The organism is Streptomyces sp. NBC_01549, from assembly GCF_026339955.1.
In the GTDB taxonomy this organism is placed as follows: Bacteria; Actinomycetota; Actinomycetes; order Streptomycetales; family Streptomycetaceae; genus Streptomyces.
On sequence record NZ_JAPEPW010000001.1, the window covers coordinates 865,504 to 887,948 of the forward strand.

14 protein-coding genes and 5 pseudogenes are annotated in these 22,445 nt (G+C 69.4%); 5 read left to right on the plus strand and 14 right to left on the minus strand.

All coding sequences use genetic code 11. The features are described 5' to 3' along the window. Window positions 1-46: 46 nt before the first annotated feature. From OG819_RS03605 to ispG, 3 genes are all read right to left on the minus strand, one after another. Entirely contained in the window at window positions 47-616 is a 570-nt protein-coding gene (locus tag OG819_RS03605; RefSeq protein ID WP_266586303.1) for a GNAT family N-acetyltransferase, read from the minus strand. Between the two features lie 112 nt (window positions 617-728). Continuing rightward, the gene (locus tag OG819_RS03610) at window positions 729-1,577 is read right to left on the minus strand and encodes a GNAT family N-acetyltransferase (RefSeq protein ID WP_266629217.1); all 849 of its coding nucleotides are present in this window, start codon (window positions 1,575-1,577) and stop codon (window positions 729-731) included. A 248-nt stretch (window positions 1,578-1,825) separates the two neighbouring features. Then, entirely contained in the window at window positions 1,826-2,983 is a 1,158-nt protein-coding gene (gene ispG / locus OG819_RS03615; RefSeq protein WP_266430715.1) for a flavodoxin-dependent (E)-4-hydroxy-3-methylbut-2-enyl-diphosphate synthase, read from the minus strand. 346 nt (window positions 2,984-3,329) lie between these two features. Between ispG and OG819_RS03620 the strand changes: the two are divergent. Further along, window positions 3,330-3,491 (plus strand): annotated as a pseudogene (locus tag OG819_RS03620) (inositol monophosphatase family protein); the annotation flags it as partial. Window positions 3,492-3,493: 2 nt separating this feature from the next. Then, complete coding sequence (locus OG819_RS03625; protein ID WP_266647983.1) at window positions 3,494-3,940, plus strand: inositol monophosphatase family protein; 447 nt, start codon at window positions 3,494-3,496, stop codon at window positions 3,938-3,940. A gap of 271 nt (window positions 3,941-4,211) precedes the next feature. Here OG819_RS03625 and OG819_RS59065 read toward each other — a convergent pair. From OG819_RS59065 to OG819_RS03645, 5 genes and pseudogenes are all read right to left on the minus strand, one after another. Next, a pseudogene (locus OG819_RS59065) lies at window positions 4,212-5,033 on the minus strand (recombinase family protein); the annotation flags it as partial. A gap of 120 nt (window positions 5,034-5,153) precedes the next feature. Next, complete coding sequence (locus tag OG819_RS03630) at window positions 5,154-6,458, minus strand: site-2 protease family protein (RefSeq protein WP_266629211.1); 1,305 nt, start codon at window positions 6,456-6,458, stop codon at window positions 5,154-5,156. Further along, window positions 6,455-7,747: a 1-deoxy-D-xylulose-5-phosphate reductoisomerase gene (gene dxr, locus OG819_RS03635; RefSeq protein WP_266629209.1), complete on the minus strand. Its 1,293-nt coding sequence runs from the start codon at window positions 7,745-7,747 to the stop codon at window positions 6,455-6,457. The genes OG819_RS03630 and dxr overlap by 4 nt, the downstream gene beginning before the upstream one ends. A 645-nt stretch (window positions 7,748-8,392) precedes the next feature. Further along, window positions 8,393-10,324: an acyl-CoA dehydrogenase family protein gene (locus tag OG819_RS03640; RefSeq protein ID WP_266629203.1), complete on the minus strand. Its 1,932-nt coding sequence runs from the start codon at window positions 10,322-10,324 to the stop codon at window positions 8,393-8,395. Between the two features lie 166 nt (window positions 10,325-10,490). After that, window positions 10,491-11,297: an endo-1,4-beta-glucanase gene (locus OG819_RS03645; protein WP_266629201.1), complete on the minus strand. Its 807-nt coding sequence runs from the start codon at window positions 11,295-11,297 to the stop codon at window positions 10,491-10,493. A 318-nt stretch (window positions 11,298-11,615) separates the two neighbouring features. On the opposite strand from OG819_RS03645, the gene OG819_RS03650 reads away from it, so the two are divergent. The 3 genes and pseudogenes from OG819_RS03650 to OG819_RS03660 all read left to right on the plus strand — a co-directional run bounded on the left by OG819_RS03650 (window position 11,616) and on the right by OG819_RS03660 (window position 15,467). Beyond that, a complete protein-coding gene (locus tag OG819_RS03650; protein WP_266647985.1) occupies window positions 11,616-12,629 on the plus strand; it encodes a LacI family DNA-binding transcriptional regulator in 1,014 nt (337 codons plus the stop codon). A gap of 181 nt (window positions 12,630-12,810) precedes the next feature. After that, window positions 12,811-14,858 (plus strand): annotated as a pseudogene (locus tag OG819_RS03655) (TIM-barrel domain-containing protein). A 117-nt stretch (window positions 14,859-14,975) separates the two neighbouring features. Continuing rightward, complete coding sequence (locus OG819_RS03660; protein WP_266629195.1) at window positions 14,976-15,467, plus strand: hypothetical protein; 492 nt, start codon at window positions 14,976-14,978, stop codon at window positions 15,465-15,467. Window positions 15,468-15,486: 19 nt separating this feature from the next. On the opposite strand, the gene OG819_RS03665 is transcribed toward OG819_RS03660, so the two are convergent. From OG819_RS03665 to OG819_RS03690, 6 genes and pseudogenes are all read right to left on the minus strand, one after another. Then, the gene (locus OG819_RS03665; RefSeq protein WP_266629193.1) at window positions 15,487-16,200 is read right to left on the minus strand and encodes a hypothetical protein; all 714 of its coding nucleotides are present in this window, start codon (window positions 16,198-16,200) and stop codon (window positions 15,487-15,489) included. Between the two features lie 35 nt (window positions 16,201-16,235). Next, entirely contained in the window at window positions 16,236-18,515 is a 2,280-nt protein-coding gene (locus OG819_RS03670) for a glycoside hydrolase N-terminal domain-containing protein (protein ID WP_266647987.1), read from the minus strand. Next, window positions 18,512-19,612, minus strand: a pseudogene (locus OG819_RS03675) (beta-galactosidase trimerization domain-containing protein); the annotation flags it as partial. The gene OG819_RS03670 and the pseudogene OG819_RS03675, both read right to left, overlap by 4 nt. A gap of 2 nt (window positions 19,613-19,614) precedes the next feature. Continuing rightward, a pseudogene (locus OG819_RS03680) lies at window positions 19,615-20,319 on the minus strand (1,4-beta-glucanase); the annotation flags it as partial. A 150-nt stretch (window positions 20,320-20,469) separates the two neighbouring features. Next, window positions 20,470-21,405 (minus strand): carbohydrate ABC transporter permease, encoded by a 936-nt coding sequence (locus tag OG819_RS03685; RefSeq protein WP_266629189.1) that lies wholly within the window; start codon window positions 21,403-21,405, stop codon window positions 20,470-20,472. Beyond that, complete coding sequence (locus tag OG819_RS03690) at window positions 21,402-22,436, minus strand: ABC transporter permease subunit (RefSeq protein WP_266647988.1); 1,035 nt, start codon at window positions 22,434-22,436, stop codon at window positions 21,402-21,404. The genes OG819_RS03685 and OG819_RS03690 overlap by 4 nt, the downstream gene beginning before the upstream one ends. Window positions 22,437-22,445 lie beyond the last annotated feature (9 nt).

Consider the following 22,445-nt stretch of genomic DNA (forward strand, 5'->3'; position numbering starts at 1 on the left):
CCGGTGGAAATCGGTTGTCGCCCGGCCGGACGGCAGACCCGTGCGCTCAGCGCCTGCGCAGCGGCAGCGGAGCGCCCATGACGGCGTACGGCTTGGGTGCGCTGGGGAAGAGGACCTGCCGCGCGAGATCCTCGTAACCCAGCGAGCGGTACAGGCCGCGTGCCGGGCTGTCGGTGTCGATGGCGGAGAGGATCGAGCGGGGTTCGGTGGCGCTGTCCGTGATGCCGGTGATCAGTGACCGGCCCACGCCGTGGTTCTGGTAGTGCGGGTGGACGTGCAGCTCGGTGATCACGAAGGAGTGGTCGAGCCAGGCGTCGTGACCCTGGGCGCGCAGATACGGCTCCACGACGGTGGACCACCAGTGGGTGCGGTCGTTGGGCATGCCGTAGACGAAGCCGACGAGCCGTCCGTCGGGCGTCGTGGCGCCGAGTGCGCGGGCTCCCGGGTACGTGAGGTGACGCAGCACGATCTGCCGGCGTACGGCGACCTCGTCGGCGCCGAGCCCGAAGGCGAGGGCCTGCACGGCGAGCGCCTCGTCGACGCGCGCCGCGAGATCCAGCGGGCCGACGACCACGTCGTCGGGGTTGCGGGGGCCCTGACCGGGAAAGCGCAGCATGCCGGGGAGACTACCGGGGCGCTTCGCCGGATGGCGGCGGGGACTACGGGAGGCTGGTTCCGGTGCGTCCCGGTCGGGGACGGTCGCGGAGTTCCCCGCCCCCTACCGAGGGCTAGAACAGCACGCTCATGAACGCGCCGATCTCCTGGAAGCCGACACGGTGGTACGCCGCCCGGGCCGGGGTGTTGAAGTCGTTGACGTAGAGGCTGACGAGCGGGGCGACGTCGGCGAGGGCGTAGCGCATGACGGCGGCCATGCCCGGGGCCGCGAGCCCCTGGCCCCGGTACTCGGGGGCGACCCACACCCCCTGGATCTGGCAGGCCTGCGAGGTGGCGGCGCCGATCTCGGCCTTGAAGGCGACCTTGCCGTTCTGGTCGAGGCGGGCGAACGAGCGGCCGGTGCCGACGAGTTCGGCCACCCGCGCCTGGTAGAGCAGGCCGCCGTCACCGGCGAGCGGTGAGACGCCGACCTCCTCGGTGAACATCGCCACACACGCCGGCATGATCGTTTCCATCTCGTCCTTGCGGATGCGGCGGACGTACGGATCCGGGGCGATGTCGGCGGGGACCCGGTCGGTGACCATCAGGGGCTGGTGGGCGCGGACCTCGCGGGCCGGACCCCAGCTGGGTTCGAGCAGCCGCCACAACTGGGCGGTGGCCTCGACGGGGCCGACGATCGAGGAACAGCGGCGACCCGCCCTTCGCGCCCGGTCGGCGAAGCCGCGGACGGCGCGTGGGGTGGCGCAGATCGGGACCAGGTTGGCCCCCGCGTAGCAGAGGGAGCGCAGCATGCCGTCCTCGTACCAGCCCCACATCTCGCCGCCGAGCCGCCATGGGTCGAGGCCCGCGACCTGTACCCGGGACGCGACGAAGGCGTTGGCGACCGGGTCGCGGTCGAGGACGGCGAGCGCGGCGTCCAGGTCACTCGGTTCGAGGACCCTGGTGGTGGTCTGGGTCAACAACGGGACGACTCCATCACTCCTTGCGGGCAACGACAGCGCGTCGCGCACCCTGTTAGCGTCGTCGTGTGCTCGTTTGCGGGCACCGGTCAGGGCTTGACCGTCGCATCACTGCGAGAAGCCCCCCGGGGCGGAGTCACACGGTCTGCTGATCTCCGTACTTTAGCCGGAGATACCAAGCAGCACCGCACGCAAGGAACCCGGGCGCCACCTCCGGAGGGGCACCCGGGTCCCTTGCGCCACAAGGTGAGTCAGCCCGCCACCGACACCGAAGGCTCGCCGGAGGCGATACCTTCCGCCTCCATCTGCTCGGCGAGCTTCATCGCTTCCTCGATGAGCGTCTCGACGATCTTCGACTCGGGCACGGTCTTGATGACCTCGCCCTTGACGAAGATCTGCCCCTTGCCGTTGCCGGAGGCGACGCCGAGGTCGGCCTCACGGGCCTCACCGGGCCCGTTGACGACGCAGCCCATGACGGCGACGCGAAGGGGGACCTCCATACCCGTCAGACCGGCGGTGACCTCTTCCGCCAGCTTGTACACGTCGACCTGGGCGCGCCCGCAGGACGGGCAGGAGACGATCTCGAGGCCACGCTGCTTGAGGTTCAGCGACTCCAGGATCTGAAGGCCGACCTTGACCTCCTCGGCGGGCGGGGCCGACAGGGAAACACGGATCGTGTCGCCGATGCCCTCGGAGAGCAGCGCTCCGAACGCCACCGCCGACTTGATCGTGCCCTGGAAGGCGGGGCCCGCCTCCGTCACCCCGAGGTGCAGGGGGTAGTCGCAGGCCGCGGCCAGCTGCCGGTAGGCGTTGACCATGACGACCGGGTCGTTGTGCTTGACCGAGATCTTGATGTCCCGGAAGTCGTGCTCCTCGAAGAGGGACGCCTCCCAGAGGGCGGACTCGACGAGCGCCTCGGGGGTCGCCTTGCCGTACTTCTGGAGCAGCCGCTTGTCGAGCGAGCCCGCGTTGACGCCGATCCGGATCGGGGTGCCGGTGTCCTTCGCGGCCCGCGCGATCTCCTTGACCTGGTCGTCGAACTGCTTGATGTTGCCGGGGTTCACCCGGACGGCCGCGCAGCCCGCGTTGATCGCCGCGAAGACGTACTTCGGCTGGAAGTGGATGTCCGCGATGACCGGGATCTGCGACTTGCGGGCGATCGTGGCGAGTGCGTCGGCGTCGTCCTGGGTGGGGCAGGCCACTCGTACGATCTGGCAGCCGGAGGCTGTCAGCTCGGCGATCTGCTGCAGCGTGGCGCCGATGTCCGACGTACGCGTCGTCGTCATCGACTGCACCGAGACGGGTGCGTCTCCACCCACGGCCACGGTTCCGACCTGGATCTGCCGGCTCTTCCGACGCTCTGCGAGCTTGGTCGGAACGGACGGCATGCCGAGAGAAATCGCAGTCATCTGCTGTGCAACCCCAAGTTGTGGATCAAGGTCCCGGAATCGTGGGCTCCAGGCTCCGAGATTACGGCACAGAGGTGGACAGGAACACACGGCATCTTGGAGGTCCACCCGATGGCGTCCAATGACGGTCGGCCTGGCATGGGTCGAGCTCCACAGGGTCATGCAGTGGTGATGTGATCGTGTCATCCGATGGGAAAGGGGGAGGTATGTCGGACTCAGCGGACTTGGCCTTGGCGCATTGCCTGGCCAACCAGGCGGATGCCATCGCGCGTCGCCACTTCTCGGCCGTCGGGCTCACGGTGCGGTCAAGAGCGATGGAAGCCTGGTCACCGCCGCCGACCGGGACATTGAGGGCATCGACGGCACCGCGAGCTTCCTCGCCGGAGAGCCGGAGTGGAGCACCCTGATCGCAGTCGAAGAAGACGGCAGCGTCACGCTGGGCATGGTCTCCGCCCCCGCTCTGGGCCGTCGCTGGTGGGCGGCGCCGGGTTCCGGCGCTTGGGCTGGACCGTGCCCTTCTCACTTGTCGGCACCTTCCATCAACTGACGATCGCCGATGGTGGCAACGCTTGCGACGCCACCATCGGTATATGGCCGCCGCCGGCCCGGCTGACCGAGCCGGAAAGGGCCATCGCCGCGCGACTGTCGGCACACACCGCTCAGACCCGGCCCACACTCGACTGGTCCGTGGCAGACCTCGCTGCTCCAGCGCCCCGCAAACCGTCCACCGGATCCGGCACCTGCCACGGCGCCCTCCTGGTCGCGACCGGTCAGCTGGACGCTTTCCTTCTGCTGGGCGCTGGTTCCTGGGATATCGCCGCGCTGATCCCGATCGTCCAGGAGGCCGGAGGCGTCTTCAGCGACCTCGTAGGCCAGCAGCGTTTCGACACAGGCGCGGCTCTCTTCGCCAGACCCGGCATCCATCAACAACTTCTGGACATCGCCGCGTCCGACTGACCTCACGGGGGCGGTCAGCCCACCCTTTCAGGGTCCAGGCCTGTGCGGATGGCCAGTGCCGGGACAGCGTCGTAGCCGACGACCGGCGTCCCCTGCCCCTCCTCGTCGAGCAGCTCGATGATGTCAGCCCACACGCCGTCCCCTGAAATGCCCTGAGCCGGTCTGTCGTAAGGATCGAAGGCAGCGGGATCACCACGCTGTCGCCGTGCAGGGGGCGCCCGTCGCTGCTGAGTCTGGTGCAATGGTCACCCCACTGACGATCGAGTCGGCGGAATACCACCTCTCCGTGAAACGTCCCGCTCTTGAGGCGATGTACGAGGTTCGCAGGGGTCCAGCACCTACCAGTCCGCGTCAAGGCGCCCCGTTTGTTCAGTTCGTTGGCGAGTTCCGTGAGACCACGTACTCCACCGATCACGAGATCAACGACGAGCCGCACCACGCGCGCCTCGGCCGGATCCACCTCCAGGGTTGAGCCGAAGGCGCCCTTGCCACTGATCCTGTACCCGTAGGGGGCCGGGCCACCCGGCCATCCACCGTCGACCGCCTTCAGCTGCCGACCCGCCTGGGTGCGCGTGAGAATGCGCCGATAATCTGTTTCCACGGCTTGCGCCAGCCGGTCGATCGTGAGCCATCGCTCGATGCCCGGTTCGCCGAGAGACTCGGTGCAGCACTCCACTTGCCCTCCGGCGTCCTCGACCTGCCAGACGCAGCACCAGATGGCGGCCTCCGTCCGCCCCAGACGGTCAAGGCGATGCACCAGGACCAGTTTCACGTGCCCCGCGGAGATGTCATCGAGTAGCGCGTCGAAGCCGGGACGCGAGTAGGTGGATCCGGATTCGCCAATGTCTTCGCGGCATTCCACAAGACGCAGCAGCGGCCGCTGCTCCACGAAGGCCTTGATGCCCAGGGCCTGCGCCGGAATCCCGTACCTACCTCTCTGTTCAGTGGTCGATACCCGCATGTAAGCGGCTGCATCAACTGTCTCCGCCGGACCACCCTTGTTTTTCGCGCACTCCGCAGTACCTTGCTTCATGTCAGTCCCTTCCAGACTGGCCAGGCCCCAGGGTGTTCGCGTACCGCTGGGGTCACCCATGAACAGCAGGAACGTACGAAATCCGCGAATACGACGTACAAACAAGTGGCGCCCTTCACTCGTGCGAGTTACACGCGTGAAGGGCGCCACACTTGCGAGGCAACAGAATCCGATCGCTTCTTAGCTGATTTTGACCGGATTGACGACGTCTGCCACGAGCACCAACAAGGTAAAGCAGACGAAGATTCCGGCCACCACATAGGCCACCGGCATCAGCTTCGCCACGTCGAACGGGCCCGGGTCGGGCCGCTTCAGCACCTTCGCCGCGTTCCGCCGCAGCGACTCCCACAGCGCGCCCGCGATGTGCCCGCCGTCGAGCGGGAGCAGCGGGAGCATGTTGAACAGGAAGAGGGAGAGGTTGAAGCCGGCGACCAGCAGCAGCATCATCGCGACCTGCTGCGATGCCGGGATGTCGAGCGTGAAGACATCGCCGCCGATACGGGCCGCGCCGACCACGCCCATCGGGGAGTCCGCCTTGCGCGGGCCGTCTCCGAAGGCCGCGTCCCACAGGTCGGGGATCTTGCCGGGCAGCGAGACCAGCGACTCGACGCCGTTCTGCATCATGTCGCCCATGCGGTTCACGGACTGGCCGAACGACTGCTGGACGATGCCGGACGCGGGCGTGAAGCCGAGGAAGCCGGCGTACACGTACTTGCCCTCGACATAGCCGCCGTCGCCGTCGGTCTTGCTGACCTGGTTCTTGATCAGGTGGGCGGTCAGGTCGACCTTCTGACCCCCCCGCTCAACGGTGATCGTGACGTCCTTGCCGGGGTTGGCGCGGATGTCGGACTGCAGCACCGACCAGTCGTCGATCGCCTTGCCGTTGAACGCGACGATCTTGTCGCCGCCCTTGAGCCCGGCGGCCTTGGCGGGCGCGGCCACGTCGCTCGCCGCGCACTTGGAGCGGTTCTCGCTCTGCTGGATGACACAGTCCGAGACCTTGCCGACCGTGGTGGTCTGGGTCTGCACACCGAACGTCATCATCACGCCGAGGAAGATCGCGACGGCCAGAATGAGGTTCATGAACGGGCCCGCGAACATCACGATCACGCGCTTCCACGGCTTGCGCGTGTAGAAGAGGCGGGTCTCGTCGCCGGGCTGGAGCTCCTCGAAGGCGGCCGACCTGGCGTCCTCGATCATGCCCCGGAAGGGGGAGGTCGAGCGTGCCTCGATGCGACCGTCGGGGCCGGGCGGGAACATCCCGATCATGCGGATGTAGCCGCCGAGCGGGACCGCCTTCACCCCGTACTCGGTGTCACCCTTCTTCCGCGACCAGATGGTCGGCCCGAAGCCGACCATGTACTGCGGCACGCGGATGCCGAAGAGCTTGGCCGTCGACAGATGTCCCAGCTCGTGCCAGGCGATCGAGATGAGCAGGCCGACCACGAAGACGACTATGCCGAGGATCATCATCAGGGTCGTCATGCACGAGCCTCCGCGGTTGTCATCTGTGTCATTGGTGCTGTCCGTGCCGTCTGTGCCGTCTGTGCGGCCAGTTCACGGGCCCGGGCGCGCGCCCAGGTCTCCGCTTCGAGGACGTCCGCCACGGTCAGGGAAGTTCCCGTTCCGGGTGTGCCGTGTTCCTCGACCACCCGGGTGACGGTCTCCATGATCCCGTTGAACGGCAGGGCGCCGTTCAGGAACGCGTCCACGCACTCCTCGTTGGCGGCATTGAACACCGCCGGGGCCGTGCCCGCGAGCTGCCCCACATGCCGGGCGAGCCCGACGGAGGGGAACGCCTCGTTGTCGAGCGGGAAGAACTCCCAGCTCGACGCCTTGGTCCAGTCGAAGGCGGGCGCCGCGTCCGGGACGCGCCCGGGCCAGCCGAGACCGATGGCGATCGGCCCCCGCATGTCGGGGGGCGTCGCCTGGGCCAGTGTCGATCCGTCCGTGTACTCAACCATCGAGTGGACATACGACTGCGGGTGCACCACTACCTCAATGCGATCGAAGGGAATGTCGTAGAGGAGGTGCGCCTCGATGACTTCCAGCCCCTTGTTGACCAAGGTCGCGGAGTTGATGGTGATCACCGGGCCCATGGCCCAGGTGGGGTGCGCGAGGGCCTCGGCGGGAGTGACGTTCGCCAGCTCCGCCTTCGTACGGCCCCGGAAGGGTCCACCGGAGGCGGTGACGACCAGCTTGCGCACATCGGCGCGCGTCCCGGCCGCCAGGGCCTGGAAGAGCGCCGCGTGCTCGGAGTCGACGGGGATGATCTGACCGGGCTTGGCCAGCGCCTTCACCAGCGGGCCGCCGACGATGAGCGATTCCTTGTTGGCGAGCGCGAGGGTGCGGCCCGCTTCCAGGGCGGCGAGGGTGGGGGCGAGGCCGATGGAGCCGGTGATGCCGTTGAGGACGGTGTGGCAGTCGGAGGCGGCGAGCTGGGTGGCGGCGTCCGCGCCGGCCAGGATCTCGGGAAGGGCCTCACCGGGTGCGTACTCGGCCGCGAGCGCCTCCCGCAGCGCCGGTACGACGTCCTCGCGCGCGACCGCGACCGTGCGTACGCGCAGTCGGTGGGCCTGCTCCGCGAGCAGTCCGACCCTGCCGCCGGCGGCGGAGAGCGCGGTGACCCGGAACCGGTCGGGGTTGCGCAGCACGAGGTCGATGGCCTGGGTGCCGATCGAGCCGGTGGAGCCGAGGATCACGACATCCCGGACTCCGTCCACGGGGTCGAAGACGAGATGCGGATCAGCGAGGGGGGCTGGACTGTCGCTCATCCCCCCATTGTGGCCGCATCGCGACCCGCGCAGGACAGGGCTCCCCTCTTCTCCCCTCTTCTGACCCCATTAGCACCCCGACGTACCGGAGGAAGCGAAATCACCCTTTGTGAATCCCGCGTGAAGATCATGTGATAGCACTTCATCATTCTCACTGGCCGGTGGACGACCGGCCGGGGGGCGAAACCCTGGGGGGTTCTCATGCGGATACGCGCTGCCCTGCCCGCGCTCGCGGGCGTCGTGGCACTGACGGGCACGTTCCTTCTCGGCACTCCGGCGCAGGCGGCCGGCGGGCGCGGTTCCGTGTCGACCAGGGCCAGCGCGCAGTCGTTGAGGAGAACCGCGAGGCCGTCACGGTGCGCCGCGAAGGTCTCGGGCGCGGCTTCGCGCAGCTTCTGCCCCAGCGGCCGCACTTCCTTGCGGACGGTCCGCAGGGCCCCTGCGGGATCCGGTTCGTCCAGCTGCCGCCGGGCCTCGGCGCGGGCGCGCGTCAGCTGCGCGGAAAGGCCGTGAGCGTGTTCTTCCCCGATTCCTTGGCGCATCTGCCGTCCCCGTTCGCCATTCTCCTCATTGTCGACGCACATATTCGGTGCGGCAAGCGTGGAAATGGCGAACCGGGACGGCAGTGAATTCCTGGGGAAGAGGTCAGCGAATGGGGCGGTGGACGTTTTCCTTCCGGCTCGGGCCGGGCGTCGCGTCGGCGATCCAGGGACCTTCCCCGGACGGATCGATCACGCCCTGCTCCAGCCATTCGTACGTGCCCGCGAGCACGCCTTTGACGACCTTGCGGTCGAGGTCGTCGGTGTTGCTCCACAGCCGGCCGAAGAGTTCGTCGACGCGGATGCGGGACTGGCGGCAGAAGGCGTCGGCGAGCTGGTAGGCCTCGCGGCCGTGCTGTCCGGTGAGGCGCAGGTGTTCGGCGCGGACGCAGGCCGCGCTCATCGCGAAGAGCTCGGCGCCGATGTCGACGATCCGGCCCAGGAAGCCCTGCTTGGTCTCCATCCGGCCCTGCCAGCGGGACATGGCGTAGAAGGTGGAGCGGGCGAGCTTGCGGGCGTTGCGCTCGACGTAGCGCAGATGCGGGGAGAGATCCACGTGCCGGTTGAAATCGCCGTACGAGCGTGGGAGTTGGCCCGGTCCCGCGACCAGTTTCGGCAGCCACTTGGCGTAGAAGACACCGGCGTTCGCGCCTGCCTTCGCCTTGTCCGAGAAGGACTTGTCGGGGTCGATGAGGTCACCGGCGACCGACAGGTGCGCGTCCACGGCCTCGCGGGCGATCAGCAGGTGCATGATCTCCGTGGAGCCCTCGAAGATGCGGTTGATGCGCAGGTCGCGCAGGATCTGCTCGGCGGGCACCGCCCGCTCGCCACGCGCCGCCAGCGACTCGGCGGTCTCGAAGCCGCGGCCGCCGCGGATCTGGACCAGTTCGTCGGCCATCAGGCAGCCCATCTCGGAGCCGTACAGCTTGGCGAGGGCGGCCTCGATACGGATGTCGTTGCGGTCCTCGTCGGCCATCTGGGAGGACAGGTCGACGACGGCTTCGAGGGCGAAGGTGGTGGCCGCGATGAAGGAGATCTTGGAGCCGACGGCCTCGTGGAAGGCGACCGGCTTGCCCCACTGCTCGCGCGCCGCCGACCACTCGCGGGCGATCTTCAGACACCACTTGCCCGCGCCCACGCACATGGCGGGCAGGGAGAGGCGTCCGGTGTTGAGCGTGGTGAGGGCGATCTTCAGGCCCGCGCCCTCCGGGCCGATCCGGTTCGCGGCCGGGACGCGGACCTGGTGGAAGCGGGTGACGCCGTTCTCCAGACCGCGCAGGCCCATGAAGGCGTTGCGGTTCTCGACGGTGACGCCCTCGGAGCCGGCCTCCACCACGAACGCCGTGATGCCGCCCTTGTGGCCCTCGGACTTCGGGACGCGCGCCATGACGACCAGCAGATCGGCGACGACGCCGTTGGTCGTCCAGAGCTTCACCCCGTCGAGGACGTACTCGTCGCCGTCCGGGACGGCGCTCGTGGCAAGCCGCGCCGGGTCGGAGCCGACGTCCGGCTCGGTGAGGAGGAAGGCCGAGATGTCGGTGCGGGCGCAGCGCGGCAGGAAGACGTCCTTCTGCTCCTGCGTGCCGAAGAGCTTCAGCGGCTGCGGTACGCCGATCGACTGGTGCGCGGACAGCAGCGCGCCGATCGCCGGGTTCGCGGAGCCGACGAGGGCGAGCGCCTTGTTGTAGTACACCTGGGTGAGGCCGAGGCCTCCGTACTTGGTGTCGATCTTCATGCCGAGGGCGCCGAGGTCCTTGAGGCCGTCGATGACCTCGTCGGGGATCTGTGCCTCGCGCTCGATACGGGCCGCGTCGATCTTCGTCTCGCAGAAGTCGCGCAGCTTGGCGAGGAACTCCTCGCCGCGCTGTACGTCGTCCTCGGGGGGCATGGGGTGCGGGTGGATCAGGTCGAGGCGGAAGCGGCCGAGGAACAGTTCCTTGGCGAAGCTGGGCTTGCGCCAGTCCTGTTCGCGGGCCGCCTCCGCGACCTGACGTGCCTCACGTTCAGTGACGGTGGGCTGGTGGGGTGTTGCGGACATGAGGCTCACCTCGCCGCGCATAGGGATCTTGGGGACCATCGTTACCGATCGGTTCTACTCGATCGTATTTACCCGAATACGGGTGACCCCACCAGTCCTCGCGCGCGTTCGCGTGAACGTGCGTGCGCGTTCGCATGAACGTGTACCCCAGGGGTTTGGTCCGATGTCAGCCGATGTCGACCGAATACGCCTTGGTGTCCAGCCGTCCCGAACCCCGGAAGACCTCGCTGCCCGACTCGATGCCGGAGAGGTACTTGTCGTTGCCGAGCAGCTTGCGGCGGACCAGGGCCTGGGTGAAGTCGCCGAGGTCGAGGGATGCCTTGGTGGTGTTGGTGCGGCGGACGAAGGAGTACACCTTCCAGCCGATGTCGCCCTGGTAGATGTCCCACATGGCGCCGTCCAGGCTGACGCTGCCGTACTTGGTGCCGAGGGGGCCCGCACCGCCCTGGCGGTTGAGCCAGACCATGACTTCGTCGGTGGGCTGGTCCTGCCAGTCCGCGTCGTTCTTGGCGTGCAGCCACAGGTCGTACGCGACGTTCATGGTGCCGGGGTTGGAACTGACCGAGAACTCCCAGCTGGTCTTGACCGGCTTGCGATCGCCGACCCGGACGGGCAGCTCGGTGGCCGCCTTGTCGGCCTTCCAGCCCCAGTGCCAGCCGAGCACGGTACTGTCGTACGACTTGACGCTGTTCTCCTTGCCGGCCTTGCTGGTCCAGGTGTAGTTCGTGCCCCAGCCGATGGTGTCGCCGGAGCGCGAGGTGTCCCAGACGCACTGGGTACCCGTGCCGTCGTCCTGCCCCCAGAGATTGTTGTTCACGTAGTACTTGCCCATCGTGACGGTGTCGAAGGCGCCGCACTTCTTGCTGGCCTCGCCTGCCTGGGCGACGGTGACACCCGCGGCGGCCGCGAGCGCCACCGTTCCCGCGAGCATCGTCTTCGCCTTCTTGGACAGGCGCGGTCGGCGGTGTTGCATCGGGGGTCCTTCCGGAAAACGGTCTGCGTACGCCTTCTCAGTGACCACCGGTCCGCAAAAGGTTGCCCCCGCATGGTGAAGTCCGGCGCGGGAAACGTACCGGCGCACGACACTGGAAACACGCCCAGGCGCGACGCGGAGAACGCACCGTCGCACGGCACGACCACGGCTCCCGATCCCCACCGCAAGAATCCTGTCGAAGCGCTTCGACAACCTATGGACACCCACCACCCGTCGAGCTACTGTCGAGCCACCCTCACACGCCCTTATTCGCAATGCGCACTGTCGAAGCGCTTCACACAATGCTTGGAGAGCTGGATGGTCACCCTCGCCGAGGTCGCCCAGCACGCCGGAGTCTCGGCGAGCACGGTGAGCTATGTCCTCAGCGGCAAGCGGTCCATCTCCGCGGGCACCCGGCAGCGGGTCGAGCGGAGTATCCAGGAGCTCGGCTACCACCCGAACGCGGGGGCCCGGGCCCTGGCGAGCAGCCGGTCCAACATCATCGCGCTGATGATCCCGCTCCGTACCGACATGTACGTACCCGTGATGATGGAGATCGCCATCGCGGTGGCGACCCACGCCCGCACGCACGGCTACGACGTGCTCCTGCTCACCGGCGAGGAGGGTCCCGACGCCGTGCGCCGCGTCACCGGCAGCGGGCTCGCCGACGCGATGATCCTGATGGACGTGGAGCTCAACGACGAACGGCTCCCGCTGCTGCGCCAGACGGACCAGCCCTCCGTACTGATCGGCCTGCCCGCCGACACCTCGGGCCTGACCTGCGTCGATCTCGACTTCGGCGCGACGGGCGCGCTGTGCGCCGAGCATCTCGCGCTGCTGGGGCACCGTGACATCGCTGTCATCGGCGAGGCCCCCGCGGTCTACGAGCGGCACACCGGCTTCGCCGAGCGCACCCTCGACGGACTCCGGTCCCGTTCGAGGGAGTTGGGCCTGCGTGTACTGCACCGCCCCTGCGAGGGCGGGTACGACGCGATGGCCCTGACCCTCGCCCGCATCCTCGACGAGCGCCCCGGCACCACGGGCTTCGTCGTGCAGAACGAGTCCGCGGTCGAGCCGCTGCTCGCACTGTTGCGCCAGCAGGGCCGGGCCGTCCCCGAGGACGTGTCGGTGATCGCGATCTGCCCGGACCAGGTCGCGACACAGGCCTCGGTGCGGCTGACCTCGGTCGCCATCCCGGCGCAGGAGATGGGCCGGCTCGCCGTGGAGCATCTGATCGCCAAGTTGGAAGGGCACGGCAAGGACGAAGTCGTGCTCATCGCACCCGAGTTGACGGTACGGGCGAGCACGGGCCCGGCGCCGACCACCGCCTGACCCTGGGCCCGGCCACTCCCTGCCCCACCCCGCACCGCACCACGCCGCACTGCCCCAACCCCAGCCCCAGCCCCAGCCCCAGCCCCAGCCCCAGCGTTGTGCCCTCCTCGCCGGGCACCCCCATGTCTGCATGTCTGCATGTCTGCATTCCTCATGTCTGCATTCCTTCAGGAGCGCCCCCGTGAATCAGCCTGTCGAAAACCAGACCAAGTCAGGCGCGGTCAGCCTCGCGCAGTCCTCCCCGACCGTCGGCACGTTCCGTGAGCGGGACGGCGGGCTGGAGTGGAGCGGCCGTCAGGAGACCGTCCTTATCGAGCCCTGGGGCCCGGACGCGGTCCGGGTCCGCGCGCGCCTGGGCGGGTCCTCGAAGGGCTCCCCGGCGCGCTCCTCGACGAGCCGCGGGCGACCGAGAGCACCGTCAAGATCCAGGACGGCGAGGGCCGGTTGACGGTCGGCGCACTGACCGTCGAGGTCGACGCCGAGGGTCAGATCCGCTTCCTCCTCACGGCCGACGGCACGGAACTCCTCGCCGAGGAGCGCGCCCACTTCTGGTGGCCCGGTCCACGCCTGTACACCCCGACGGGAAACGGCCACCACCGCCTGGAGCAGCGCTTCGCCGCGTACGAGGGCGAGAAGCTGTACGGCCTCGGCCAGCACCAGCACGGGCTGTTCGACCAGAAGGGCACCGTCCTGGACCTGATCCAGCGCAACGCCGAGGTCACCGTCCCGGTGCTCACCTCCAGCCGCGGCTACACCTTCCTGTGGAACTCCCCCGCGATCGGCCGCGTCGAGCTCGCGGGCAACGGCACCCGCTGGGTCGCCGACTCGGCCCGCCAGCTCGACTACTGGATCACCGCGGGCACCCCGGCCGACGCCCAGCGCCGCTACAGCGCCGCCACCGGCCGTACGCCGATGCTGCCCGAGTGGGCGGCCGGCTTCTGGCAGTGCAAGCTGCGCTACCGCACCCAGGACGAACTCCTCGACGTGGCACGCGAGTACAAGCGACGGGGCCTGCCCCTGTCCGCCATCGTCTGCGACTTCTTCCACTGGACCCACCTGGGCGACTGGAAGTTCGACCCGGCCGAGTGGCCGGACCCGGCGGCGATGCGGCGCGAGCTCGCCGAACTCGGCGTCAAGCTGGTCGTGTCCGTGTGGCCGTCGGTCTCCCCGCTCTCCGAGAACCACCCGCTCATGGAGCAGCGCGGCTACTTCATCGGCACCCAGTACGGCCCGATGGCCCACGCGGACTGGCCCGACAAGGAGGTCGCCTCCACCGTCCAGGTCGCCTTCTACGACGCGACGAACCCCGAGGCCCGCGACTTCCTGTGGTCACGCGTCAAGGACAACTACCTCGATCCGTACGGCATCTCGGCCTTCTGGCTGGACGCCTGCGAGCCCGAGCTGAAGCCGGGCTTCCAGGAGAACCTGCGCTATCACGCGGGCCCGGGTCTGGAGGTCGGCAACCTCTACCCCCGTGAGAACGCCCGCACCTTCTACGAGGGCATGCTCGCGGCGGGCGAGACCGAGATCGTCACCCTCAACCGCTCGGCGTGGGCGGGCAGCCAGCGCTACGGCGCCGCCCTGTGGTCCGGCGACATCGGCACCGACTTCCCGACCCTGCGCCGCCAGATCGCCGCGGGCCTCAACACCGCGCTCTCCGGCATCCCCTGGTGGAACACCGACATCGGCGGCTTCCACGGCGGCGACCCCGACGACCCGGCGTACCGCGAGGTGATGGTCCGCTGGTTCCAGTTCGGCGCGTTCTCCCCGCTGATGCGCCTGCACGGCTTCCGCGACCCCGGGATGCCGCTGGGCCCCGACATGACCGGCGGCCCGAACGAGGTCTGGTCTTACGGCGAGGAGGCCGGCGCGATCCTGGAAAAGTACCTGCGGCTGCGCGAGCGTCTGAAGCCCTATGTACTGGACGTCATGCGGGAGGCCCACGAGGAGGGGCTGCCGGTGATGCGCCCGCTGTTCCTCGAGTTCCCCGAGGACCACGCGGCCTGGTCGGTCGACGACTCCTACTTCTTCGGCTCCGACCTCCTGGTCGCGCCGGTGCTCACGGCGGGCGCGACCGTGCGTACGGCGTACCTTCCGGCGGGCGCCTGGTGGACCGACGCGTGGACCGGTGAGACGTACGAGGGCGGCGCGGCCGTCACCGTCGACGCCCCGCTGGACCGCATCCCGCTGTTCCTGCGGGACGGGGCGCGGCTGCCGGTGGCGGAGTAGCCACGCGCATGCGGGGGAGGCCGGGCGGGCCTCCCCCGCATGATCCGTGACGCTACTGTTGCCGGAACTATGGCCTCCATCACAGCCGAGGCGATCTCGGGCTGCTGAAGTCACCGGATGGTGTACCTGCTCCTGCCGCTCGTCCCGGGAGGCCTGGTCGCGGCCTTCGCCTTCGTCGGGTACTGCTTCGGCACCCTCGGCCGGATCGGCCTGCGGCAGGCCGACCGCGTGGCGTGGCTGCGTGTCCTCGCCGCCCTCATGGGGGCCGCCGCGGCCGTCCTGTACGTGTGGGGCCTGCTCCATCTGGTCGGCGCGGTCATGGACGCGGAGGAGAACGGCGCCGACTCGGCACCGATGCGGCCCTGTCGTACGCCGGGCTGGGAGGAGTGGGCGCAGGACCCCGGCATCGTCGACTACACGGTGCGCTATCTGCCCCTCCGGTTCGTCTGCGAGACGGGGGACGGCGACAGCTATGTCACCGACACCGTCCCCGACTATCTGAACCCCAGCGTGCTGGGCTTCGCGCTGGCCGGCGCCGGGTGCGCCGGTGCCGCGCGGCTCGTGTCGCGACGGCCCGGCCCCCGCGCGACGCGGGAACCGGGCCACTGACGGTCACCTGCGGCATCGGTCAACTGCTGCTCACCGACAGGCTGTTGGTCGCGAAGTCCAGGCCCCCGGACGAGGACGTGATCTCGAAGCCGAACTGGAGGTCGCCGATGGTGACGTTGCCGAACCATCCCTTGGTGTCCTTGATCCACTTGAGGATCGGCAGGACGTCGACGGTGCCGGAGCTGGAGTTCGAGGTGCGCACGAAGGAGAAGACGTCGTTGGATCCGTTGTTGCCCTTGTAGACGGTCCAGGTGTGGCCGCCGAGGGTGAGGGTGCCCTGCGAGGTGCCGAGCGGACCGACGGCTCCGGTCTTGTTCACCCAGAGCATGACCTCGTACTTGTAGGCGGTGTCCCAGATGTCGTACGACGTGTTGTACGCGCCGGACGACGGGACCGTGACGTTGTAGCCGCTGCTGAGCGAGCCGAGCGAGGTGATCGACTTGTTGATCACCTTCTTGGCGTTCGGGTACGACTTGATGCCGCCGGTGTTGGGGTGGTTGGCCCAAACACCCCAGTTGGTACCGGAGTTGGCCCAGATGCACTGGCTGCCCGCGCCGGAGCCCCAGATGTTGTTGTAGAGCGTGTACCCGTTGAGGCTGGTGTTCCCGTACTGCTCGCAGGAGCTCCAGACGGCCGCCTGGGCGGGGGCGGAGGCGAGGCCGACGGTGGCGCCGAGCGCGAGCGCGGGGGCCAGCAGGGTCTTGGCGACCCTGCCGAGTGTCCGTGTTGCCATGGTGTCCCTTCCATGGGTGGGGGGAACTGCGGGTGCTACTGCGGCCCCAGGGTGAGGACGCAGTCTTCTCCGGCGCTCAGGGAGAGCGGTCGCGCGCCGGCGGAAGTCCTGAGATCGATCCGCGTGGTGCGGGTGGGGCGGATGACGGCCGTGCGCTCCTCCGAGCTCCAGATCAGGTCGACCTCGGCGCCGAACCGGGTGCGGATGCCGTGGAGCCGGCCGCTCGGGTACGCCGTGGGGAGCGCGGGGAAGAGGACCAGCCGGCCGGGCGTGGACTGGACGAGCATCTCGATGAGCACGGCGGGAAGCGTGTGGGCGGCGTCCGCGTTGTAGACGTGCCGGTTCGGGTAGTGGCCGCTCATCAGGGAGACATGGAAGAAGTCCCCGGCCAGCACGTTGTCGAGGGCTCCCGCCACCCGCTGGGCATCCCGCAGCCGGGCCGCCACCAGGGCGTGGTGGAGATGGCCGTGTGCGGAGTCGTTCTCGGCGCCGCGCAGTTCGAGGGCGCGGTGGGCCGCCGAGGCGAGCTCGGGGGTGTCGTACGGGTTGATCTCGTCGAGCGGCCAGACGCCGTAGAGGTGGCTGAGGTGCCGGTGGTCGTAGGTGTCGTCGAGGCCGGGCCAGGCCCACTCGGCGAGTGCCCCGTCGGCGTTGACGCGGTGCGGCGGCAGCCGGTCGGCGAGCGCGCGCCAGCGCTCGGCGTCGGGTCCGGGGTGGTGGTCGGCCGCCGTGCGCAGGGCGTGGCGTGCCGCGGAGAGGTCCATGGCGGCGTTGAGGGTGATCCAGCTCGCGCCCGCGGGCCGGTTCTCCGGCGAGTACGACGGCACGATCACAATGTGGCCGTTCTCGTCGGTCCGGGTGAGGAAGTCCTCGTAGAAGTACGCCACTTCGGCGAGCACCGCGGCCAGGCGCGGGTCGCGTGCGCCGCGCGTCTCGTCGTGGTCCACGAGGGGTTTCAGCAGCCAGTCGGCGCCCGCGGTCCACACGTGCAGGGGGTACTCGCGGCTGAGGTGGTAGATGTGCCCGGACTCGCCGTCGGTGTGCGCGGGGGCGACGACACCCCGGGTGCCGAAGACCGCCCGGGCGTTGTCGCGCCAGTGCGGCAACTGGCCGTGGATCAGGGCGGCATGGGCCCCGGACACCTCCGGGAGCGCCGCCGCGGCGGCCGACGCCGTCTGCAGATTGACGTTGGCGTCGGTGGTGAAGGCCCCCGACCACGCGGTGTCCCAGTCACCGGTCCACAGCCCGGTCAGGCGCGGCGGCAGCATTCCGGCGGCGGACAGCAGGTGGTAGCGACCGGCCGCGAAGAGCCGTTCGAGCAGGGCCGGGCTCTTCGGGCGGCCGACCAGCTCCGAGCCGGGAAGCGCCCGTTCGGCCGGGTCGGCGCCCAGCTCCAGCCCCGCCCGCAGATAGGCCGGGCGGTGCAGGACGGTGTGGCGGGCGAGGAGAACGTCGTACGTGTCCTCGTCGCCGTCGCCGTCTGGCAGCAGGGCGCGCAGCTCACGGGCCTCGGCGAGCGCGTCCCACTCCCCCTTGTGCCGTCGTACCCGTGTGAGCAGCAGCACCGAACGCGCGCCCTCGATCCGGATCCCGGGCGGCGCGGTGCGCGTCCGGCCGCCGGTGACCACGGCGAGCGTCACCCCCGTGAACGCCCGCTCGCTGCCCGGATAGCGGGCCCGCAGGGTGAGGAGAGCGCCCTCGGCGGTGAGGACGGAACTGTGACGTCCCGTCACATCCGACGGGACGCCCGGCAGTCGGTGGTCGAGCGTCACGTCGACGGTGAGGTCGGCCTCGGTCACGTGCTGGACGATGACGTCGTCGGCGCGCGACACGAAGACCTCGCTGCGCCGGCCTCCGCACTCGGCGCGGACGACACCAGTGGTGAAGTCGACCTCGCGCCGATAGGCGGGCGACTCCCGTGGTGTCCGGCGCAGCCGCACCTGGAACGCCGGGTGGAAGGGCTGCACCCACAGCAGCGGCCGCCCGTCGGTGAAGTCCTCCCCGGCGGTGACGTCACCGGCCAGCAACCGGTCCTGGACGCCCTTCAGTCGTGCGGCGAGCTCGGGCGGCCGGGCGGCCTCGCTGCCGTTCGGGCGGACCAGGGTGTGGTGGTTGACGATGACCCGGTCGTCGTTCGGATCGCCGAACACCATGACGCCGTGCCGGCCGTTTCCGCTCAGGAAGGCGTCCTCCCAGCGGGCGGCGGGAGCGGGCTCCCAGGTGCCGTGGACGGGAGCGTCGGTGGAGCCGTGGACGGGAGCGTCCGTGAGGCCGTGGGCAGGGGCGTCGGTGGAGCCGTCGGCCGGGTCGCTCATGGCGCTGTCTCCAGTACGGCGACCCCGTACCGCCCCAGCTCCACGGCGTCGACGACGTTCTCGCCGGTCAGCAGGTCGCGGTGGCGTCCGGGCACCGGCACGGTCACCGTGTCCCGTCCGTGGTGGAGCAGGAAGAGCAGTTCGCCCCGGCGTACCACCTCCACGCCCGCCGGGAGGTGGTCGAGCGGCGGCCGTACGCCCGCGTCCTCGGCGATCCCGGCGAGCAGCGGCCACAGCGCCTCGGGCTCGGGGAGGGCGGACAGGTACCAGGCGCGGCCCTTGCGCAGTACGGCCGGAAGACCGTCCAGCTCACCGCCCTTGTACGGGACGACGGCGTAGGTGTCGTCGGCGGCCTCGATCTCCTCGGACCACAGCGTGCCGCGAAAGCCCTCGACGTCGACCTTCTCGCCTGCGTCCAGCGGCCACCACTCGTGCAGGGTGCGGATGCCGAAGAGCTCGCGCAGCCGCTCGTCCATACCGCCGGGCCGCACCCGGTCGTCCTGGTCGGCGACGCCGGTCAGGAAGCCGGAGACGAGTGTGCCGCCGCCGCGCACGTATCCGACGAGGTTGTCGATCGCCGTGTCCGTCAGCAGATACAGCTGCGGGACGACGACCAGCCTGTACGCGGACAGGTCGTGCTCGGGGTGGGCGAAGGAGGCGGTGATGTTCGCCTCCCACAGCGCGCGGTGCCAGGCACTCACGACGGCCTGGTGGTCGACCTCGTGGGACAGCCGCCCGTCCTGCTGGCTCGCCCACCAGGCGTTCCAGTCCATCAGTACGGCGACATCGGCGCCGACGACCCGGGTGTCCGCCACTTTCCCGCTCAGCAGGGCGAGTTCGGCCCCGATCCGCTTGACCTCCTGGAAGGTGCGGCCACGCTCCCCGGCGTGGCTGACCATCCCGGAGTGGAATTTCTCGGCTCCCTGCCGGGACTGCCGCCACTGGAAGTAGCAGACGGCGTCCGCGCCCCGCGCGACGGCCTGGAGAGACCAGAGACGGTTGAGGCCGCGGGGCTTCGGGTGGTTCACGCCACGCCAGTTCACAGGCCCCGCCCCCTGCTCCATGTCCATCCAGGGTCCGCCGCGGGCCTGTGAGCGGCGGCGGTCGCGGTCCCGTCGCCGTCACCCCACCCGGCGTAGACGGCACGGCCGACGGCGACGAGGAAGGTGACACCCTGCCCGGAGGCGCTCGCGGTGGCCGGGAAGCCGCTCACGACTGCCCAAGTGGCGCCCCGGTCCGACGACTTGAGCAGCCCGTCGTGCCGGGTGCCGAGCCAGAGAGTGCCACTGTCACGCGGGTCGACGAGCAGCCGCTCCCCCGCCCCGCGTCCGTCTTCGTTGCCGCCCAGCTTCACGGTGAGATCGGTGCGGGTCCAGGTGGCGCCGCGGTCGTCAGAGCGGAGGATCGCGCCGTTGCCCGCCCACGACTGGGCGTACGTGCCGAGGGCGAGGTAGAGCCGGTCAGGGTGCGCGGGGTCGACGGCGAGCGCCTCGACACCGAGCAGGTTCCAGTCGTCCCAGCCGAGGTGGTCGGTGAGCGGGGTCCAGCGGGCGGCGCGCTCGTCCCAGCGGTAGGCGCCGCCGATGTCGGTACGGGCGCAGGCGAGCCCTTGCACGGCAGGATGGAACAGCACCCCCGTGATGAATCCGGCACCGCCGATGACGGCGTTGCGCCAGCGGTAGGAGGGGGTGGCGGCCGTGACCTCGGCGGCGTGCGCGCGGCCCTGAAGGGCCCCGGTGGTGAGCGCGGCGGCGGCCGCAGTCCCGGCGAGAACAGCCCGGCGGCTCAGTCGGGACGCGTGCATGACATACCTCGTTCTACGGAGAGACGGTCAGGGGAGCTACCTGAGGGACGCGGGGCTGTATCGATATACGGCTCCGCCGCGTGGGCGCGGCCGGCCACGAACAACCCGCAGCCACCGAACGACCGAAGCGCCCTCTTCAACAGGCGCCGGTCAGCCCTTCACCGCGCCCGTCAGCATGCCCTTCTTGAAATGCCGCTGCACGAACGGCGACAACACGGCCACCGGCAGCAACGCCATCACCATGACCGCCATCTGCACCGCCAGGCCGGACAGTTGGCCGGTCTTGATGGCCTGGCCGAGGCCCACCGGGGCCTCCTGCTTCTGCACGAGCTGGATCATGACGTTCTGCAGCGGCATCATGTCCTGGTCGTTGAGGTAGAGCGAGGCGTTGAACCAGGCGCTCCAGTACCCGACGGCGTAGAAGAGGGTGATCACCGCGAGGACCGCGCGGGAGAGCGGCATGACGATCTGCCACAGAATGCGGAGCTCACCGGCGCCGTCGATGCGGGCGCTGTCGATGAGTTCCTGCGAGATACCCATGAAGAAGCCGCGCAGCACCAGGATGTTGAAGACGCTGATCGCGCTCGGGAGGATCAGCGCGAGATAGCTGTCGGTCAGGCCCAGCGACTGCACCAGCAGATAGGTCGGGATGAGACCGGCGCTGAAGAACATGGTCGCCAGCAGCGCCATCAGGATCCAGCGGTGGCCGAGCGAGCCGATGCGGGAGAGGCCGTAGGCACACAGGACGGACACCGCCATGGAGAACAGCGTGCCGACGAGGGTGATCAGAATGCTGATGACGGAGGCACGGGTGACCTGGCCGCCGCTGAGGAGCTCCTTGTAGGCGACGAAGGTGATGCCCTTGGGCACCATCACCAGGCCGCCGGCCTCGTCGATGGTCTTCCGCGAGGAGAGGCTGGTGACGATGACGATCCACAGCGGGAAGAAGATCCCCACGCAGGCGAGGGTCAGCACGAGTCCCTTGCCCGCGAGACCGGCCTTGCTGGGCTCCTCCTCCCACACCGGCCGGGGCGGCGCGGCCCAGCGACCGGGGCCGCGCACGGGTTTGTCGATGACGGCGGTCACTTCTTGTACACCCCCTGCTCGCCCATGAGATGGGCCACCTTGTTCGCGGCGAGGACCAGGCCGAGGCTGACCACGCCCTTGATCAGTCCGGCGGCAGCCGCGTAGCCGAAGTCCTGGTTGCGGACGCCGTTCCACCAGACGAAGGTGTCGAGGACCTCCGCCGCACCTGGTCCGACGGCGTCGCGCTGGAGCAGGATCTGTTCGAAGCCGACGGTGAGGGCGTCACCGACGCGGAGCACCAACAGCAGGGCGATCACCGGGCGCAGCGCGGGCAGCGTGACGTGCCACATGCGGCGCCAGCGACCCGCGCCGTCCATCGCGGCGGCCTCGTACAGGTCCGGGCTGACCGAGGACAGCGCGGCGAGGAAGACGATGATCCCCCAGCCGGCGTCCTTCCACACGCTCTCCGCGGTGATCAGGAACTTGAAGGTGTTGGGGTCGGTCATGATTTCGAGGCCGTCGTACCCGTGCTGCCGCAGCAGCTGCGAGAGGATTCCCGCGCCGCCGAAGAGCTGCTGGAAGACGGCGATGACCAGCACCCAGGAGAAGAAGTGCGGCAGGTAGAGGATCGCCTGTGAGAGCGCCCGGACCCTGGGCCTGACCACGCTGTTGATGAGCAGCGCGAGCGCGATCGGGATCGGGAAGTACAAGGCGAGCTGGAGGAAGAACAGCACGAGGGTGTTCCGCACGGCATCCCAGAACGCCGAGTCCGCGAAGACCCGTTGGAAGTTCTCGATGCCCACCCAGGGGCTGTGCAGCATGGAGACGATGCCGTTGTCGCTGATGTACGGGTCGTAGTCCTGGAAGGCGACGAGGTTGCCGAGGATCGGCACATAGTTGAAGAGCAGGACCAGCAGGACCGCGGGCAGCGTCATCAGGAGCAGGACGCGGTCGCGTCTGAACCTGAGCCGCAGGCTCACCTTCCCGGACGGGCGTTTCTCCCGGGAGCCGGTGGCGCCACCGGACGCCACCGGGGTCTTCCCTGTCGTGTCGGCCTCGGTCCCGCTCCGAGGCACCGTGCTGTGGGACACGGCCGTTCT

What these genes read in the sequence shown, in the direction of transcription:
- OG819_RS03605 (WP_266586303.1), bottom strand. Translation starts at nt 616, where the DNA reads ATGCTGCGCTTTCCCGGTCAGGGCCCCCGCAACCCCGACGACGTGGTC.
- OG819_RS03650 (WP_266647985.1), top strand. Translation starts at nt 11,616, where the DNA reads ATGGTCACCCTCGCCGAGGTCGCCCAGCACGCCGGAGTCTCGGCGAGC.
- dxr (WP_266629209.1), bottom strand. Translation starts at nt 7,747, where the DNA reads ATGAGCGACAGTCCAGCCCCCCTCGCTGATCCGCATCTCGTCTTCGAC.
- OG819_RS03670 (WP_266647987.1), bottom strand. Translation starts at nt 18,515, where the DNA reads ATGAGCGACCCGGCCGACGGCTCCACCGACGCCCCTGCCCACGGCCTC.
- OG819_RS03660 (WP_266629195.1), top strand. Translation starts at nt 14,976, where the DNA reads ATGGTGTACCTGCTCCTGCCGCTCGTCCCGGGAGGCCTGGTCGCGGCC.
- OG819_RS03665 (WP_266629193.1), bottom strand. Translation starts at nt 16,200, where the DNA reads ATGGCAACACGGACACTCGGCAGGGTCGCCAAGACCCTGCTGGCCCCC.
- OG819_RS03630 (WP_266629211.1), bottom strand. Translation starts at nt 6,458, where the DNA reads ATGACGACCCTGATGATGATCCTCGGCATAGTCGTCTTCGTGGTCGGC.
- OG819_RS03645 (WP_266629201.1), bottom strand. Translation starts at nt 11,297, where the DNA reads ATGCAACACCGCCGACCGCGCCTGTCCAAGAAGGCGAAGACGATGCTC.
- OG819_RS03640 (WP_266629203.1), bottom strand. Translation starts at nt 10,324, where the DNA reads ATGTCCGCAACACCCCACCAGCCCACCGTCACTGAACGTGAGGCACGT.
- ispG (WP_266430715.1), bottom strand. Translation starts at nt 2,983, where the DNA reads ATGACTGCGATTTCTCTCGGCATGCCGTCCGTTCCGACCAAGCTCGCA.